General features: G+C 48.5%; 13 protein-coding genes. 2 read left to right on the plus strand and 11 right to left on the minus strand.

Going from position 1 to position 16194, the window contains the following annotated elements; translation table 11 throughout:
• The first annotated feature begins 100 nt into the window (after positions 1–100).
• On the plus strand, positions 101–748 hold the full coding sequence (locus BM334_RS04300; RefSeq protein WP_092838308.1) for a toast rack family protein: 648 nt from the start codon (positions 101–103) through the stop codon (positions 746–748).
• Between the two features lie 59 nt (positions 749–807).
• Here BM334_RS04300 and BM334_RS04305 read toward each other — a convergent pair whose 3' ends face one another.
• From BM334_RS04305 to BM334_RS04350, 10 genes are all read right to left on the minus strand, one after another.
• The gene (locus tag BM334_RS04305; RefSeq protein ID WP_092838311.1) at positions 808–1212 is read right to left on the minus strand and encodes an H-NS family histone-like protein; all 405 of its coding nucleotides are present in this window, start codon (positions 1210–1212) and stop codon (positions 808–810) included.
• 117 nt (positions 1213–1329) lie between these two features.
• Positions 1330–2973 carry an electron transfer flavoprotein-ubiquinone oxidoreductase gene (locus BM334_RS04310; protein WP_092838314.1) on the minus strand — a complete coding sequence of 548 codons (1644 nt, stop codon included), beginning with the start codon at positions 2971–2973 and terminating at the stop codon, positions 1330–1332.
• 23 nt (positions 2974–2996) lie between these two features.
• Positions 2997–5201, minus strand: coding sequence for a putative bifunctional diguanylate cyclase/phosphodiesterase (locus BM334_RS04315; protein ID WP_092838317.1), 2205 nt, complete (start codon positions 5199–5201; stop codon positions 2997–2999).
• A 2-nt stretch (positions 5202–5203) separates the two neighbouring features.
• Positions 5204–7144 (minus strand): acetoacetate--CoA ligase, encoded by a 1941-nt coding sequence (locus tag BM334_RS04320; RefSeq protein ID WP_092838320.1) that lies wholly within the window; start codon positions 7142–7144, stop codon positions 5204–5206.
• A gap of 51 nt (positions 7145–7195) precedes the next feature.
• Entirely contained in the window at positions 7196–8092 is an 897-nt protein-coding gene (locus tag BM334_RS04325) for a hydroxymethylglutaryl-CoA lyase (RefSeq protein ID WP_092838323.1), read from the minus strand.
• Between the two features lie 11 nt (positions 8093–8103).
• Entirely contained in the window at positions 8104–10062 is a 1959-nt protein-coding gene (locus BM334_RS04330; RefSeq protein WP_092838326.1) for an acetyl/propionyl/methylcrotonyl-CoA carboxylase subunit alpha, read from the minus strand.
• A 9-nt stretch (positions 10063–10071) separates the two neighbouring features.
• The gene (locus BM334_RS04335) at positions 10072–10860 is read right to left on the minus strand and encodes an enoyl-CoA hydratase-related protein (RefSeq protein WP_092838330.1); all 789 of its coding nucleotides are present in this window, start codon (positions 10858–10860) and stop codon (positions 10072–10074) included.
• Between the two features lie 9 nt (positions 10861–10869).
• Positions 10870–12477, minus strand: coding sequence for a carboxyl transferase domain-containing protein (locus BM334_RS04340; RefSeq protein WP_092838333.1), 1608 nt, complete (start codon positions 12475–12477; stop codon positions 10870–10872).
• Positions 12478–12504: 27 nt separating this feature from the next.
• Positions 12505–13674: an isovaleryl-CoA dehydrogenase gene (locus tag BM334_RS04345; protein ID WP_055438092.1), complete on the minus strand. Its 1170-nt coding sequence runs from the start codon at positions 13672–13674 to the stop codon at positions 12505–12507.
• Positions 13671–14102 (minus strand): MerR family transcriptional regulator, encoded by a 432-nt coding sequence (locus BM334_RS04350; protein WP_092838336.1) that lies wholly within the window; start codon positions 14100–14102, stop codon positions 13671–13673. Before BM334_RS04350 ends, BM334_RS04345 begins: the two co-directional genes overlap by 4 nt.
• A gap of 71 nt (positions 14103–14173) precedes the next feature.
• Here BM334_RS04350 and BM334_RS04355 point away from each other — a divergent pair, with 71 nt between their 5' ends.
• On the plus strand, positions 14174–15352 hold the full coding sequence (locus BM334_RS04355) for an acetyl-CoA C-acyltransferase (protein WP_092838339.1): 1179 nt from the start codon (positions 14174–14176) through the stop codon (positions 15350–15352).
• Here BM334_RS04355 and BM334_RS04360 read toward each other — a convergent pair.
• Entirely contained in the window at positions 15349–16194 is an 846-nt protein-coding gene (locus BM334_RS04360; protein WP_092838343.1) for an EamA family transporter, read from the minus strand. The two genes, BM334_RS04355 and BM334_RS04360, sit on opposite strands and share 4 nt — an antisense overlap.

Genomic DNA, 16194 nt, shown 5'->3' on the forward strand with positions numbered 1-16194 from the left:
GATAAATAAACTGGCACGGTAATTGCTTTATAAACGTTGACGAAATTTGATGCGTCTTAACCAACACTTAAGCGTAATGATGAAAAAACGGAGAACAATAATGAATCGCCAACGTACTATTTGGAGTGTCGCGTTTTCAATGGTTGCTGGGGTAACTTTAATGAGCTTGCCTTTTACAGCTGACGCGGCCGAGCAAGAAAAAATAATGAACGCGGAATATACCGTCAGTACAGCCACTGAGGTGGAGTTTGATTCAGGGGTAGGGCAAATCACCTTTGAGCGAACGCAAGGCAATGTCATGCAGGTTAGCGTTCGTGCTTATAAAGACAACGATACAGTATTTGATAAAGATGGCAATGTGGAAGCCGCTGAGCTTAGCGCTCGTCAGTCTGGTGACCGCCTTATTCTTGAAGTTAAAGAACAAGACGGTATTCAACTTGATTGGGTTATAAAACTGCCACAAGTAGCCAGCCTTGAAACCGACCTTGGCGTAGGCGAAATTAGCGGCGAGTTGTGGGTAAGTGATATCAATATTGATATTGGCGTGGGTGAAGTTGATCTTGATATTTTTGGCAACTATGCCTCAATAAAGACAGACGTTGGGGTTGGCGATAGTAAAATTCGCGGCATTGGGCAAATTGAGAATAATCGATTTTTAATGACGGCTAATAGTCGAGCCTCGTCTAACGGTGATGCTAAAATATCTATCGACGCTGGCGTGGGTGATGTCAGTATTCGAATTGAATAAAACGAAAAAGCCCACGAATTAAAGTTCGTGGGCTTTTAATTTTGAATTGACTGAGTAAGTTATTTAATTAAGAAGCTATCTAAAGACTTGCCGTTTTCAGTCGCTTGTTTTAGCGCATTTGGCATGCGGCCCTGGCCGGTCCACGTAATACGTTCACCATTCACATGAATTTCATATTTTGGTGGTTTGGGAGCCCGTTTAGCGCGCTTCGTTTTCGCGGTGACGCCGGCTTCGCCGGCTAGCTCAGCAACATTTATTCCAGCTTCGTCCATGGTTCTGCGAAGTTGCTCAATAATACGTTGCTTTTCTGCTTCAACTTTTAATAGTTCAGCTTCTTCTTCGCGACGATCTTCGATGACTTTAGTTAATTTCTCGCTTACTTCTTCAAGTTCTGAAACCGATAATTCCTTTACCGCAGCTTTTAAACGTCGTCCATGGGTAAGAATATCTAAAAATTCGCTCATGTTTATTTCCAAGTTAATAACAAAGTGTATTTATATTTAATACATTGTTTAATCAGACGACAATCTCAAATATTTGTCCGATATATCTTACAAATAAAATGAGCGAATTTAAACAAATTACATATTTGGGTAATTTGGTCCTCCAGTTCCTTCTGGTGTTACCCAAGTAATATTTTGAGACGGATCTTTAATGTCACAAGTTTTACAATGAATGCAATTTTGTGCGTTTATTTTAAATACGGCTTCGCCATTTTCTTCAACCACTTCATACACGCCAGCAGGGCAGTAACGCTGCGCCGGCTCGGCAAACTCAGGAAGGTTTACCTGTAATGGAATAGTCGCGTCTTTTAACTGTAAGTGACACGGCTGATCTTCTTCATGGTTAGTATTTGACAAAAATACCGACGACAAACGATCAAAAGTTAATTGATTATCAGGTTTTGGATAATCAATCGGCTTGCAGTCGCTCGCTTTGCGCATTTGTGCGTGGTCAGCGTGATTATCTTTAATGGTAAATGGTAATTTTCCACCAAACCAGTTTTGATCAATAGTGTTGTACGCACCACCTAGAATAGTGCCAAACTTATGCACTGCTGGGCCAAAATTGCGTGACCGATATAACTCGTCGTATAGCCATGAATTTTCAAAGCGCTCGGCAAAGTCTGGTAGTTCTACCGGCACGGATTCATGTTGTAGCGCCGCAAAAATACTCTCTGCAGCCAACATGCCCGACTTCATAGCGGTGTGATTGCCTTTAATTTTGGCAAAATTTAAGGTACCCGCGTTACAACCCACCAACACACCGCCGGCAAACGTCATTTTGGGCAATGAATAAAGTCCGCCTTTAGCGATTGCGCGGGCGCCGTATGTCACTCGTTTACCACCTTTTAAAGTTTTCGCGATTTCTGGGTGGGTTTTAAATTTCTGAAATTCGCCAAATGGGTTCAAATAAGGGTTGCTGTAATTTAAATCAACAATAAGGCCGACATAAACCTGGCCGTCTTCAGCATGATACAAATAGCCGCCGCCGCTAGCATCATTTTCAAGTGGCCAGCCAGTGCTATGAACCACTAGGCCAGGCTGATGCTGCTCAGCAGGAACATCCCAGATTTCTTTGAAGCCGATGGCATAATGCTGCGGTGATTTACCGTCAGCCAGATTAAACTGCTGCTGTAAACGTTTGCCTAAATGGCCGCGGCATCCTTCAGCGAAAACCGTGTATTTGGCGCGTAGTTCCATGCCTGGTTCAAAACCGCTCTTTTGCTCACCCTTGCTGTCTAAGCCCATGTCGCCGGTGATAATGCCCGCTACGCGGCCTTCTTCAATGATAATATCGGCGGCCGGAAAGCCTGGAAATATTTCCACGCCAAGCTGTTCGGCTTGTTCGGCAAGCCAGCGACATAAGTTACCCATGCTTGCAATGTAGTTGCCGTGGTTATGAAAGGTTTTTGGCGCCATAAATCCAGGTAACCGAGTTGCTTTCTCAGCGTTTTTGAACAGCATAATATGGTCGTCGGTTACCGGCGTATTCAAAGGCGCACCGCGTTCTTGCCAATCAGGAAACAACTCATTCAGCGCGCGCGGCTCAAATACTGCCCCCGACAAAATATGAGCACCCACTTCAGAACCTTTCTCGACAACGCAAATCATGAGCTCTTGCTCACGTTCTTGAGCTTGTTGTGCAAGGCGAATAGCACAGCTTAAGCCGGCCGGGCCAGCACCTACAATAACGACATCAAATTCCATACTTTCGCGTTGCATAGATTACTCCTATTTATTTCGCGTTAACTGTTTGGCTCACCGTGTTTGACCTGAGAGGCCAGTAACTCAGTTATGTCTTGCTTGGGTAATGGTCGCGCCAAATAATAGCCCTGGGCAATAAGACAGTCGCGCTGTATTAAAAAATCAACTTGTTGTTGGGTTTCAACACCCACGGCACTAATTGAAATGCCAACACTGTGAGCGAATTTAATCATAGTTTCGGCAATTAATGCATGTACTTTACTGTGGGGAATATCTGCCATCAAAGGTTGACTGATCTTCAGCAAACTTGGTGGGAAATTTTGCACCGCATCCATGGTCGCGTGATTCAACCCCATACCGTCGATGGTTAATTTAACGCCGGTGTCGCGCACTGTTGAAAGCACACTATTATCTTGATTCGCGTGCGCACAGTACAGCTCTTCTTTTATTTCAATATGCAAGCTTTCGGGGCCGACTTGGTTACGCCGCAAATGCGATGTTAGAATTTCAGGCAGTTCTGGCAAAGCTAATTGTTTGCCAGATAAGTTGATACCGATGGTTAGTTCAGTATTACCACGTTGGGTAAATTCGGCATAGTCGCTAACAACTTGGCGAATCAAATTATCAGTTAAGGGTACAATTAAGCCGGTGTCTTCTATTAGCGGTAAAAACTCTTCAGGGTAAACTAATTCGCCATCTTCGTGTTGCCAGCGCATTAAAGCTTCAAAACCAACAATTTGCTGTGTAATCAAATCAAACATGGGTTGATAATGAATAATGATACTATGCGTCTCAATCGCTCGATGTAGTTGTTCAAGCAAAACCTGACGTTTAGATAGTTCTGACTGCTGTGCGCGCGTGTAAGTGGCGATACCGTGGTAATCGGCTAATTTGGCTTCTATTAAAGCTGCGTCTGTGTGTCGCAAGAGGGTATCGGCGTCGTAATCGGCCTCGCTAGCAAAAGCAATGCCAATAGATGCTGATGCATAAATCTCATGGCGACCAATAAAAAATTGCGGTTTAACTAGCCGAGTTAACTCGTCTGCAAGCTCCTTGGCTTGCAGCTCAGAGCTTGCTATTTGCTTTATCACCAAAAACTCATCGCCACCAATACGGGCAATAAAATCAAAATTGTGGGGGCTGCTTTGTAAACGGTGTGCTAAACGTTTTAATAGTTCATCGCCTACTTTGTGACCAAGAGCGTTATTAATATCTTTGAAATGATCAATATTAAGTTGAATAGCAACAAGCTGTTGCTGCGTTACCTTCACTTCCGCTAATCGTTCACCTAGAAAGCGGATCAATGCGTTACGATTTGGTACTTCTGTAAGCGCGTCATGTTCAGACAGATAGGCGAGTTGCTTTTCTACTTCATCACGCTTCTTAAGACTTTGATTATAATTTTCATTTAGCTGCTGCAATGACTCTAGCTGGCTTTCTTGCTTACGAATTCGTGCAACCAGCATCATGAGCATGCCAGTTACAAACATTCCCATTAACGGCGTAATTAATGGATTAATGATGTGTAAGTCAGAAAACTTTGCCGGCGTTGGCCACATTTCAAAGTACCAATGGCCGTTTGCCACAGAGATAGTAAAGTCGGCTGCCCAGCGATCTTTTAACTCGGTTTCACCTGAGAAGTTATAAATCGTTTCGTTATGTTGCTTAACAGAGGTTTGGTAACCTTCAATAATATGATGATGAATGGTTTGCTTAAGTAGCTCTTGTGTGTCGATGACAGCGACGACAAAATAACTTTGCTGTGTTGTCATTATCGGAATGAATAGAGCTAAATCATGCTGCCTAGAGGAAAGGTTTCTGGCTGGCATGAATAGTGAATCATTAGTTACTTGCTCTAGTTGTGCGATATTAACCGTGGTGCCTTGATAGGTTTTAGCGCTGACTAATTCATTCCCCGACACTAGCGTTTGTGCAATAACGTTAAGGTCACGATCAACAATATTGACTTGTTTTACGGACTGGTAAAATGACGCTAATGCGCTGCGTAGCAGTGGCAATTGTTGTTGTGGTGTCCGGTCACTCGTTTTTAGCAGCGCCCCAGTTAGTTCACTGGCATATAGCAAGCGTACTAAACCACCACGAATATTTGCTTCTAAACTAGCAGCATCGGCTTGAATACGCTCTTGCATGCGGCGGTGATCGTAACTTTCGAGCAATAAGGAGGCGAGGGCAGTTAAACCCAGGCCAACTATCGCGGTAAAAACGATCGAGCGCCAAAACTTCATGACTAAGCCAACTCCGGTCGGTTACGGAAGTATTCAAGTGCTTCAGGGTTGGCCAAGGCGTCTGTATTTTTCACAGTTTCACCGTGAACCACTTGGCGTACCGCCAATTCAACAATTTTGCCGCTGATGGTTCGTGGAATATCACTCACTTGCGCAATAATTGCCGGAACATGCCGAGGCGTCGCATTGGCTCGAATCACTTGGCGTATTTGCTGTTGTAGCTCGTCGGTTAACTGAACGCCCTCGCGCAAGCGCACAAACAATACCACCCGTTCGTCATCTTGCCAGCGTTGGCCAATGGCGATGCTTTCTAACACCGCGTCTATTTTTTCAACTTGGCGATAAATTTCTGCGGTACCAATGCGCACCCCACCTGGGTTGAGGACTGCGTCAGAGCGGCCATAAATAATAACGCCGTTGTGCGCGGTTATTTCTGCATAGTCGCCATGGGCCCAGGTGTTTTCAAACCGCGCAAAATACGCATTAAAGTATCGCTCACCGGTATTGTCATTCCAAAAGCCAATGGGCATACAAGGGAAGCTATTACGGCATACTAGCTCGCCTTTTTGCTGCGTGACTGCTTGGCCTTCGTCATTAAATACTTGTACATCTAAGCCTAAGCCACGGCATTGTAACTCACCGCGGTATACCGGTAGCGTTGGGTTGCCAAGCGCAAAGCACGAGACGATGTCGGTACCACCGGAAATGGACGACAAACAAAGGTTTGCTTTGATATCGCGATAGACATAATCAAAACTCTCAGGCGCAAGCACCGAGCCCGTGGTTAAAATACTACGCAGCATTGGCAACTGATTCGACTCAGCTGGTTTGTAGTCCGCTTTTTCCAGTGCGGATAAATATTTGGCACTGGTGCCAAATACGCTGATTTTTTCTTGCTCAGCGATATCCCATAAGGCCTCAGGGCCTGGGTAGAATGGCGAGCCGTCAAACAGCAACAAGGTTGCGCCTTGGGCTAAGCCCGAAACAAGCCAATTCCACATCATCCAGCCGCAGGTGGTGAAATAGAAGAGCACGTCGTCACGGTCTATGTCGGTGTGCAAGCCATGTTCTTTTAAGTGCTGCAACAAGGTTCCGCCAATACCATGCACAATACATTTTGGCACCCCTGTGGTACCCGAGCTGAACATGATATATAGCGGTGCGTTGAACGGCATTCGGGTAAAGGTTAATTCGGTAGAGCTGCGGTCTAAATAGTCATTCCAGTGCGCCCAGCCCGTATTTAATTTCGGTTTAAAACCAGAAAAATCAACAACAAGCGTGCGTTCAACGGTTGGCAGTTGTTGGCGAATAGCCGCGGTTTTTTCACTGATATCAAGCTGTTTGCCGTTGTAATAATAGCCGTCAACGGTAATGAAAAGCTTGGGTTCAATTTGGCCAAAACGGTCAACCACACCCTGCACCCCAAAGTCAGGAGAGCATGATGACCAAATGGCACCTAAGCTAGTGGTTGCCAGCATACCGATAATGGTCTCAATGCAGTTTGGCATCATGGCGGCAACGCGGTCACCAGGTTCTACACCATCGGCCTTCATGGCAGCAGCGAGTGCGGCCACTTCATGCCGTAATTCGGCATAAGTGAGTTGCTGGCGCGTGCCATTTTCCCCGCGAAATACCAGGGCGATATGATCGTCGTTAAAACGCAGCAAATTCTCAGCAAAATTTAACGTTGCGTCAGGAAACCACTGCGCGCCTGGCAACTTATTTGCATCGACAACCGTGCGCTCACCACGCTCGCCGATAACGTCAAAGTAACGCCAAATTTGCGACCAAAACTGGTCACTGTGCGCGACCGACCACTGATGTAAATCGTCGTACGTAGTTAATTGCAGATTCGCCTGAGCATTAACCGTGTTCATAAAGTCGGTTATACGCGCTGCAGCGACTTGGTTTGCATCAGGCTGCCACATTATTTTTTGCGTCATTATTCTAGCGTTCCTGTTGTGCGTTTATTTCTTGCGTTAGGGTTCAGGTGGTTATTTAGCCAGCATAGCGTGCGCGACGTTTGAGCGCGGGCCATGAGCAAGGTGGCGGCATATATCAGCGCCGGCCTGAACAAGGTTATTCAAATCAATACCGGTTTCAATACCCATGCCGTGCAACATGTACACCACGTCTTCCGTGGCCACATTGCCACTGGCACCCTTGGCGTATGGGCAGCCGCCTAAACCAGCGACTGCACTGTCAATGGTTGCGACGCCCATGGGCAAACAGCTGGCAATATTCGCGAGCGCTTGGCCATAGGTGTTATGGAAGTGAAGGGCTAAGTTCTGCATGGGCACACGCTCGGCAACGACACTTAACATGCGTTGCGCATGCAGCGGGGTACCAACGCCAATGGTGTCGCCTAAGGACACTTCATAGCAGCCCATATTCCACAGTGTTTCAGCGACATAAGCCACATCGCTTAGGCTAACTTCGCCTTGATAAGGGCAGCCTAGCACACAACTGACATAGCCTCGAACCTTGATATTCTGCGCTTTCGCCGCAGCAATAACGGGCGCGAAGCGCTCAAGGCTTTCGGCAATGCTGCAGTTGATGTTTTTTTGGCTGAAGGCTTCAGAGGCCGCGCCAAAAATAGCCACTTCGGTGGCCTGTGCCTGCACTGCTGCTTCGAAGCCTTTTAAGTTCGGTGTTAGGGCGGCATAGGTAATGCCTGCTTGGCGCTCAATGCCGGCAAACACTTCAGCGCTATCGGCCATTTGTGGCACCCACTTGGGGCTAACAAAGGCACCGGTTTCAATGTAGCTTAAGCCTGCCTTGGCTAATGCATTAACCAAGGCAATTTTAGCTTCTACCGGCACAGCCGTTTCGTTTTGTAGCCCGTCACGTGGGCCTACTTCTACAATTTTTACCTGTTGCGGTAATGTCATAGCGAATTAGCCTATTCGTCTTTGAGGCTGATGAGCTCAGCACCATCACTAACGAGATCGCCAGCTTGGTAATACACCTGTGCAATTTCGCCGTCACGTGGTGCGCGAATGGTGTATTCCATTTTCATAGCTTCCATGATCACTAAAGCTTGGTCGGCTTTCACGCTGTCATTGGCACTGACCATAACTTGAACCACGGTACCATTCATGGGCGCGGTTAAGCTACCAGCGGCGGTTTCTTGCTCCAGTGTGTCAGCCACATTGTGGCGCGTGAAACGTAAGCTTGCGTGTTCTGTCATGACCATAATGTCGTGTTCAGTACGCAAAATATGTGCGTTAAAACGACGGCCGTTCTGGGTGAAAGTGAACTGTTCACCGTGCTTATCAACTTGCCATAACGTTTCTTCACCCACTTGCTGCCAACCGTTTTCTGTTGCGGTTAATTGAATATCAAGTAGCTGCTCGCCAAACTGTAAGTTTAGGCCAAATTGACGTGGCTGGTTCACACGAAAGCTATGCTGGGTATGCCAAGGGTTTTGTGATACGCCATGCTTTTCATCAAAGCGCTCAGCAAGGGTTGCCATTACCGCATAGTCGTTGGCCAATGCGCTGGTGTCAGCAAACAAGTCGTCGTGGTATTTTTCAATAAAGCGAGTGGTGAGCTCAGCTTGGCCAAATTTCTTATGCCCAGCAATACGGCGTAGAAAGTCGATGTTGGTTCGTACCCCGGCCACGCGATAGTCGTTCAATGCTTGAATTAAGCGGCGCAAAGCAATGGTGCGGTTTTCACCCCAAACCACTAACTTAGCGATCATCGGGTCGTAGTATGAACTAACTTCATCGCCTTCAATGACGCCGCTGTCAATTCGAACATGCTCAGAGCTAGCTGGCGGACGCAACACGTGCAAGGTACCGGTGCTTGGTAAGAATTCGTGCTCAGGGTCTTCCGCGTAAATGCGCGCTTCAAATGAATGCCCGGTCACTTCAATTTGGTCTTGCGCAAGCGGCAGTGGCTCGCCACTCGCAACCAGCAACTGCCAAGCAACTAAGTCTTGGCCGGTGACCATTTCGGTGACCGGGTGTTCTACTTGCAAGCGGGTGTTCATTTCCATGAAGTAGAATTTGTTGTCGGTATCAAGCAAGAATTCAACGGTACCGGCGCCGACATAATCAATGGCTTGAGCCGCGCGCACAGCAGCTTCGCCCATAGCCACGCGGGTTGAGCTACTAATAGACGGTGCAGGGGCTTCTTCAATCACTTTTTGGTGACGACGCTGCACTGAACAGTCGCGCTCGGCAAGATATACCGCGTTGCCGTGTTCGTCACAGAACACCTGAATTTCGACGTGTCGTGGGTTACCAATGTATTTTTCGACTAGCATTTTGTCGTTACCAAACGAAGCTTGCGCCTCACGCTTGGCCGAGTTAAATGCTTCTTCAAATTGCTTGGCACTTTCAACAATACGCATGCCTTTACCGCCGCCGCCATAGGCTGCTTTTAGCAGTACCGGGAAGCCAATTTTTTCGGCTTCGCCGCGCAACGTGTCTAAGCTTTGGTCGCTACCATGGTAGCCTGGCACCAAAGGCACACCGGCTTCACTCATGATGGCTTTGGCTGCGCTTTTTGAACCCATGGCTGCAATAGCGCTGGTTGGTGGACCAACAAAAATAATGTTGTTGCTAGCGCAAGCATCGGCAAAGTCTTCGTTTTCTGACAAAAAGCCATAGCCCGGGTGAATGGCGTCAGCGCCAGTTTGTTTGGCCGCAGCAATAATCTTCTCAATCACCAAGTAGCTTTCGGCACTTGGTGCAGGGCCGAGGTGAATGCTCTCGTCAGCCATTTGTACATGCTGTGCATTGGCGTCAGCATCGGAATATACCGCGACCGTGCGAATACCAAGATCGCGAGCGGTGCGGATAATGCGGCAAGCAATTTCGCCGCGGTTAGCAATTAGCAGTTTGCGCAACATTGCTGGTCCTTATTCGTTGGTGGTTTTCCAGTTCGGTGCACGTTTTTCTAAAAACGCGCTAAGGCCTTCTTGGCCTTCTGCCGAAACCCGAATTTCTGCGATACGTTCAATGGTTAATTGCCGCGTGTTGGCATTTAGTGGCTGCTGATCAACGGCCATGGCCAAACTTTTCGCTGCAGCAACGGCCGCAGGGCTATTGTTAATTAATGCTTCAATAAGCGGCTGTGCGGCTTGTTTTAAGTCTTCTGCTATATCATGAACCAAGCCAATGCGCAGCGCTTCTTCGGCGTTGAAGCGCTCGGCGGTGAGCATGTAACGGCGTGCTTGCCGAGTGCCCATGGCGCGCATCACATAAGGGCTGATCACGGCCGGAATTAAACCAATTTTTACTTCGCTTAAGCAAAAGCTTGAGGCCGGTGTTGCCAACGCAATATCACAGCAAGCAGCTAAACCAACGGCACCACCAAACGCAGCGCCTTGCACCAAGGCGATGGTGGGTTGTGGTAGCTCATCAAGTTCTTGCATTAAGCGCGATAACTCTGCGGCATCGGCAATATTTTCGTCATAGTTTTTGGCTGCCATAGAGCGCATCCAACCTAAGTCGGCGCCGGCCGAAAAGTTTTTGCCTTCTGAACGCAACACCAGCACACGTACTTGATTGTTGTTGCGAACCGCTGCAAGCGCATCAAGCAGCTCAGCGATCATGCGGTCGTCAAATGCGTTATGCACTTCAGGGCGGTTCAAGGTTAACCAAGCAACATGGTCAGCAACTGACAAAGTAATAGCGTGATAATTCATATTTGCCCCTTACATGCGGAATACGCCGAACTTAGTGTCGGCAATCGGTGCATTATTTGCAGCGGCAAGGCTTAAGCCTAATACAGTGCGCGTTTGGGCGGGGTCAATAATACCGTCGTCCCACAAGCGAGCCGAGGCGTAGTAGGGGTGCCCCTGCTTCTCGTAGGTTTCAATAATTGGCTGCTTTAATTTTTGCTCAGCGTCGGCACTCATGCTTTCGCCTTTGCGTGCTAGATTGTCTTTGGTGACTTGCGCCATAACACCTGCGGCTTGCTCGCCACCCATCACGGAAATACGTGCATTGGGCCACATAAACATCAGCGTTGGGTCATAAGCGCGACCACACATGCCATAGTTACCTGCGCCATAGCTGCCACCAATAAGTACCGTAAACTTGGGTACTTGCGCGCAACTTACCGCGGTCACCATTTTAGCGCCGTGCTTCGCAATGCCTTCCGCTTCGTATTTTTTACCTACCATAAAGCCGGTAATGTTCTGCAAAAACACCAATGGAATTTTGCGCTGAGCACACAGTTCAATAAAGTGTGCGCCTTTTTGCGCAGATTCGGAAAATAAAATACCGTTATTGGCGACAATACCTACCGGGTAGCCGTGAATACGAGCAAAACCTGTCACCAGTGTATTACCGTAGTTTTGTTTGAACTCGTCAAAGTCTGAGTCATCGACAACCCGGGCAATCACTTCACGCACGTCATAAGGCTTGCGCAAATCGGTGCCGACAATGCCGTATATTTCTTTGGCGTCGAAGCGTGGCTCTTTCACCTCGTGCTGTGGCACGGGTTTGGCGCCTTGATAATTCAGTCGTGCAACTGAGCGGCGGGCGAGGGCAAGCGCATGCTCATCGTTCATGGCAAAGTGGTCAGCTACGCCTGAAATGCGGGTGTGCACATCGGCGCCACCGAGTTCTTCAGCGCTGACTTCTTCGCCCGTTGCCGCTTTCACCAACGGCGGGCCCGCTAAGAAAATAGTGCCTTGCTCTTTCACAATAATGCTTTCGTCGGCCATGGCCGGCACATAAGCACCACCGGCTGTACACAAACCCATCACCACGGCAATTTGCGGAATACCTTGGGCCGACATGTTGGCTTGATTAAAGAAAATACGGCCAAAATGATCGCGGTCGGGGAATACTTCGTCTTGGCGTGGCAAGTTCGCACCGCCAGAGTCAACCAAATAAATGCATGGCAAATGGCAACGCGCTGCAATTTCTTGAGCGCGAAGGTGTTTTTTTACCGTTAACGGGTAATAGGTACCACCTTTTACCGTGGCGTCGTTCGCCACAATCATGCATTGCACGCCTTCAACCATACCAATACCGGCCACAACGCCGGCGGCAGGCACGTAATCTTCGTAACAATCCCATGCCGCAAATTGGCCGATTTCTAAAAATGGCGAGCCACTATCGAGTAATTTTTCAATGCGCTGACGCGCCAGTAATTTGCCGCGCGCTAAATGGCGTTCTTGATACTTGGGGCCACCGCCTTGCTTAATCTGCTCAGCTTTGGCGTACAAATCATCGAGTACTTCTTGCATGGCTTGTTGATTGGCCACAAAAGTTTCGTCTTTTGGGTTCACTGTGCTGGTTAATACCGTCACGGTTATAACTCCTAATGCGTTAGCAAGTTAAGCAGATTCACTGAACAGCTCGCGGCCGATCAGCATGCGACGAATTTCTGAAGTCCCGGCGCCAATTTCATACAACTTGGCGTCGCGCAATAGGCGCCCAGTAGGGTACTCGTTAATATAGCCGTTACCGCCGAGCAACTGAATAGCGTCGAGTGCCAATTGCGTCGCTAATTCTGCGGCATACAAAATAGCGCCGGCGGCATCTTTGCGGGTGGTTTCGCCACGGTCACATGATTGCGCTACCGCGTAAACATAGGCGCGAGCGGCGTTGGTACGAGTGTACATGTCGGCAACTTTGCCTTGTACCAATTGAAATTCGCCGATGGCTTTACCGAATTGCTTGCGGTCATGCACGTACGGAATAACCACGTCTAAACAGGCTTGCATAATGCCGCATGGGCCCGCCGCTAACACTGCGCGCTCGTAATCTAACCCGCTCATGAGTACTTCAACACCGCGGTCAAGCTCGCCAAGAATATTCTCGGCCGGAACTTGGCAGTCTTCAAATACAAGTTCACAGGTGTTTGAACCGCGCATGCCGAGCTTGTCGAGTTTTTGGGCCGTGCGAAAACCAGGGAAGTCTTTCTCAATAATAAACGCGGTAATGCCACGCGAGTTTTTGTCTGGGCTGGTTTTTGCGTATACCACTAATACATCAGCATCTGGCCCGTTAGTGATCCACATTTTATTGCCGTTTAACACATAGTGGTCGCCTTTTAATTCGGCTTTTAGCTTCATGCTGACCACGTCTGAACCGGCGTTGGGCTCACTCATTGCCAACGCACCCACGTGTTCACCACTACATAGCTTTGGCAAGTATTTTTCTTTTTGCGCTTGGGTACCATTGCGAGCAATCTGATTCACACACAAATTTGAATGCGCGCCATAGCTCAACCCAACAGACGCCGAAGCGCGGCTAATTTCTTCCATGGCAACAACATGCTCAAGGTAGCCTAAGCCAGACCCACCGAACTCTTCAGGAACCGTCATGCCAAGCAAGCCCAAGTCACCCATTTTGCGCCATAAGTCCGCTGGAAACTCATTTTTTTCGTCAATTTCTGCAGCGCGGGGTGCAATTTCATCACGTGCAAACGCATTCACGGTTTCGCGGATCATCTCGGCCGTTTCGCCAAGGCCAAAATTAAAAGTGGTGTACTGACTAATCATAATGTCTCCTGGTTTGGTGCTGCAGAGTTTGTAGATGCCTTGCTGTTTTCTATTTCCGCAAGTTCATCGCGACAACGCTCTTCAAGGTTGCCAAGCTCTACCAATAGTACTTTGATATCTTCAAGTTGCTGTTTCAATGACATCTTTTTGTCATCAATCAGCGCTAAAACGGTGTGTAGCTGACGCGCGCTACTGTTTTCCATGTCGTACAAATCGAACAGATTTTTCGTTTCAGATAACGAAAACCCTAACCGTTTGCCACGCAAAATAAGTTTCAAGCGCACGCGATCTTTATTGGTGTATAGCCGGGTTTGCCCCTGACGTTGAGGCGCCAACAGGCCTTGGTCTTCGTAAAAACGAATACTGCGCGTGGTGATGTCGAACTCTTTGGCCAGTTCGCCGATGCTGTATATGGTTGGTCGGTTCATTTGTGCTTGCTTGTCTTTATTGAGAGGGTTAAGCTTAATGCAAGTTGACGTTAACGTAAAGGTAAGAATTTATGTCTGATGCAGTAGTTATTGTTGCCGCGAAACGCACCCCAATGGGCGGTTTTCAAGGTAGTTTGAGTGATGTAAGCGCACCTAGCCTTGGCGCCATTGCAATCAAAGCAGCGCTGGCTGAAAGCGGTCTGCAGGGCAACGATGTGCAAGAAGTAATTATGGGTAACGTGTTGCCTGCGGGCCTAGGCCAAGCGCCGGCGCGCCAAGCGACGTTGTTTGCTGAACTGCCGCGTAGCGCTGGGGCTACCACTATTAATAAAGTATGTGGTTCTGGTTTGAAGGCGGTGATGTTTGCTCATGACTTGATTCATGCGGGCTCGGCCGATGTGGTTGTTGCCGGCGGTATGGAAAGTATGTCGAACGCGCCGTATTTATTGAAAAAAGCGCGTGCGGGTTTTCGTATGGGTCATGACGCTATTTATGATCATATGATGCTAGACGGCCTTGAGGATGCATACGAAGGCAAGGCAATGGGCTGCTACGCGCAAAGCACTGCGGATGAGTATGGCTTGGGCCGCGAAGCTATGGATAATTTTGCGCTGGCATCGCTAAGCCGCGCGCAAACAGCCATTAAAGAAGGTTGGTTTGTTAATGAAATTACACCGGTAACCTACAGCACGCGAAAAGGTAACGTGACAGTAGACATTGACGAGCAGCCGGGCAAGGCTATGCCAGAAAAAATTCCTGGATTGCGCCCTGCGTTTGCCAAAGACGGCACCATTACCGCGGCGAACTCAAGTTCAATTTCTGACGGTGCGGCGGCGTTAATTTTAATGCGCGAAAGCGAGGCGAAAGCACGTGGCTTGAAACCTTTGGCGCGCGTAGTGGGGCATGCGACGCATTCGCAAGCGCCGGCGGAATTTACGGTGGCGCCTATTGGTGCCATGAACAAATTGCTCGACAAAGTGCAGTGGAACAAAGACGACGTTGATTTGTGGGAAATTAACGAAGCCTTTGCCATGGTCACCATGTTAGCGATGCAACAAATGAACTTAAACCATGACAAAGTGAACGTGAATGGCGGCGCTTGTGCGTTAGGCCACCCTATTGGTGCAAGTGGTGCACGGCTGTTGGTTACCTTGCTGCATGCTTTGAAAAATCGCGGCAAGCAGCGCGGTGTTACCTCGTTGTGCATTGGCGGTGGTGAAGCCGTTGCCGTTGCTGTTGAAATGCTTTAACGGCGGCGCGACGCAAGCCATACTGAAGCCAGTAATATGGCACCGCCAAGGGCAAGCCGAAGCCAGTCAACGGCTTGCCCCCAAAAGGCAAAATTAATGAGTAAGCCGGCGGGTATTAGCATGTTATTCATGGTCGCAAGTTGGGCCACGTTAACGCGCTTGGCGCCGAGGTTCCAAGCGAGGTAGCCGAGCCCCGAAGCGCCGAGACCAAGCCAAACCAAGATGCCCCATTGCAATGTGGTGCTGGGCCATTTGTCGAAGTTGGCAAAGGCCGCCATGGCCAGGCTTGAAACGATGGTGGCACCCAGAAAGAACAACGCAAACACATGCACTTGATTGCGCTCGGAACCCAGCTCTAAGCGTTTATATAAAACTTGACCGGCAGCAAAACAAATATTGGCTGCTTGAATAAGCAAAAAACCGATAACGAAGTCATCGCTAAGCGTATTGAACCGAATAACAGCCGCACCGACAACAGCGAGCGCTGCAGCCAACCACCACTGTGCTGGAAGGTGTTTGCGTTCAAACAAAACGTCGTCGATTAAGGTGACATAAAGCGGTGTGAAAATGGTGAATAGCAGCACTTCAGGCACGGTCAAATATAAAAACGCGTGATACAAGAACAAGTACATCACGCCAATTTGAATGGCACCAATGGCTGCAAGCCGCCATTGTTGGGCAAAAGCGAGGCGTTTGGGCCGCCACAGCGGTAAAAATAGCAATAACGCAAGCAGCATTCGAATGTAGACCGCAATATAACCGTCTACTTGGCCGGCAAGAAATTCGCCGATTAACGAAAAGCTCGCTGCCCATAATGCGGTTACGGCCCATAAAATCCACAT

Source organism: Pseudidiomarina donghaiensis (assembly GCF_900116895.1).
Lineage (GTDB): Bacteria > Pseudomonadota > Gammaproteobacteria > Enterobacterales > Alteromonadaceae > Pseudidiomarina > Pseudidiomarina donghaiensis.

Excerpts from the sequence above, each read along its gene's own strand:
- BM334_RS04320 (WP_092838320.1), bottom strand. The coding sequence starts at position 7,144 with ATGACGCAAAAAATAATGTGGCAGCCTGATGCAAACCAAGTCGCTGCA.
- BM334_RS04345 (WP_055438092.1), bottom strand. The coding sequence starts at position 13,674 with ATGATTAGTCAGTACACCACTTTTAATTTTGGCCTTGGCGAAACGGCC.
- BM334_RS04310 (WP_092838314.1), bottom strand. The coding sequence starts at position 2,973 with ATGCAACGCGAAAGTATGGAATTTGATGTCGTTATTGTAGGTGCTGGC.
- BM334_RS04315 (WP_092838317.1), bottom strand. The coding sequence starts at position 5,201 with ATGAAGTTTTGGCGCTCGATCGTTTTTACCGCGATAGTTGGCCTGGGT.
- BM334_RS04335 (WP_092838330.1), bottom strand. The coding sequence starts at position 10,860 with ATGAATTATCACGCTATTACTTTGTCAGTTGCTGACCATGTTGCTTGG.
- BM334_RS04325 (WP_092838323.1), bottom strand. The coding sequence starts at position 8,092 with ATGACATTACCGCAACAGGTAAAAATTGTAGAAGTAGGCCCACGTGAC.
- BM334_RS04350 (WP_092838336.1), bottom strand. The coding sequence starts at position 14,102 with ATGAACCGACCAACCATATACAGCATCGGCGAACTGGCCAAAGAGTTC.
- BM334_RS04355 (WP_092838339.1), top strand. The coding sequence starts at position 14,174 with ATGTCTGATGCAGTAGTTATTGTTGCCGCGAAACGCACCCCAATGGGC.
- BM334_RS04330 (WP_092838326.1), bottom strand. The coding sequence starts at position 10,062 with ATGTTGCGCAAACTGCTAATTGCTAACCGCGGCGAAATTGCTTGCCGC.
- BM334_RS04360 (WP_092838343.1), bottom strand. The coding sequence starts at position 16,194 with ATGTGGATTTTATGGGCCGTAACCGCATTATGGGCAGCGAGCTTTTCG.
- BM334_RS04305 (WP_092838311.1), bottom strand. The coding sequence starts at position 1,212 with ATGAGCGAATTTTTAGATATTCTTACCCATGGACGACGTTTAAAAGCT.
- BM334_RS04300 (WP_092838308.1), top strand. The coding sequence starts at position 101 with ATGAATCGCCAACGTACTATTTGGAGTGTCGCGTTTTCAATGGTTGCT.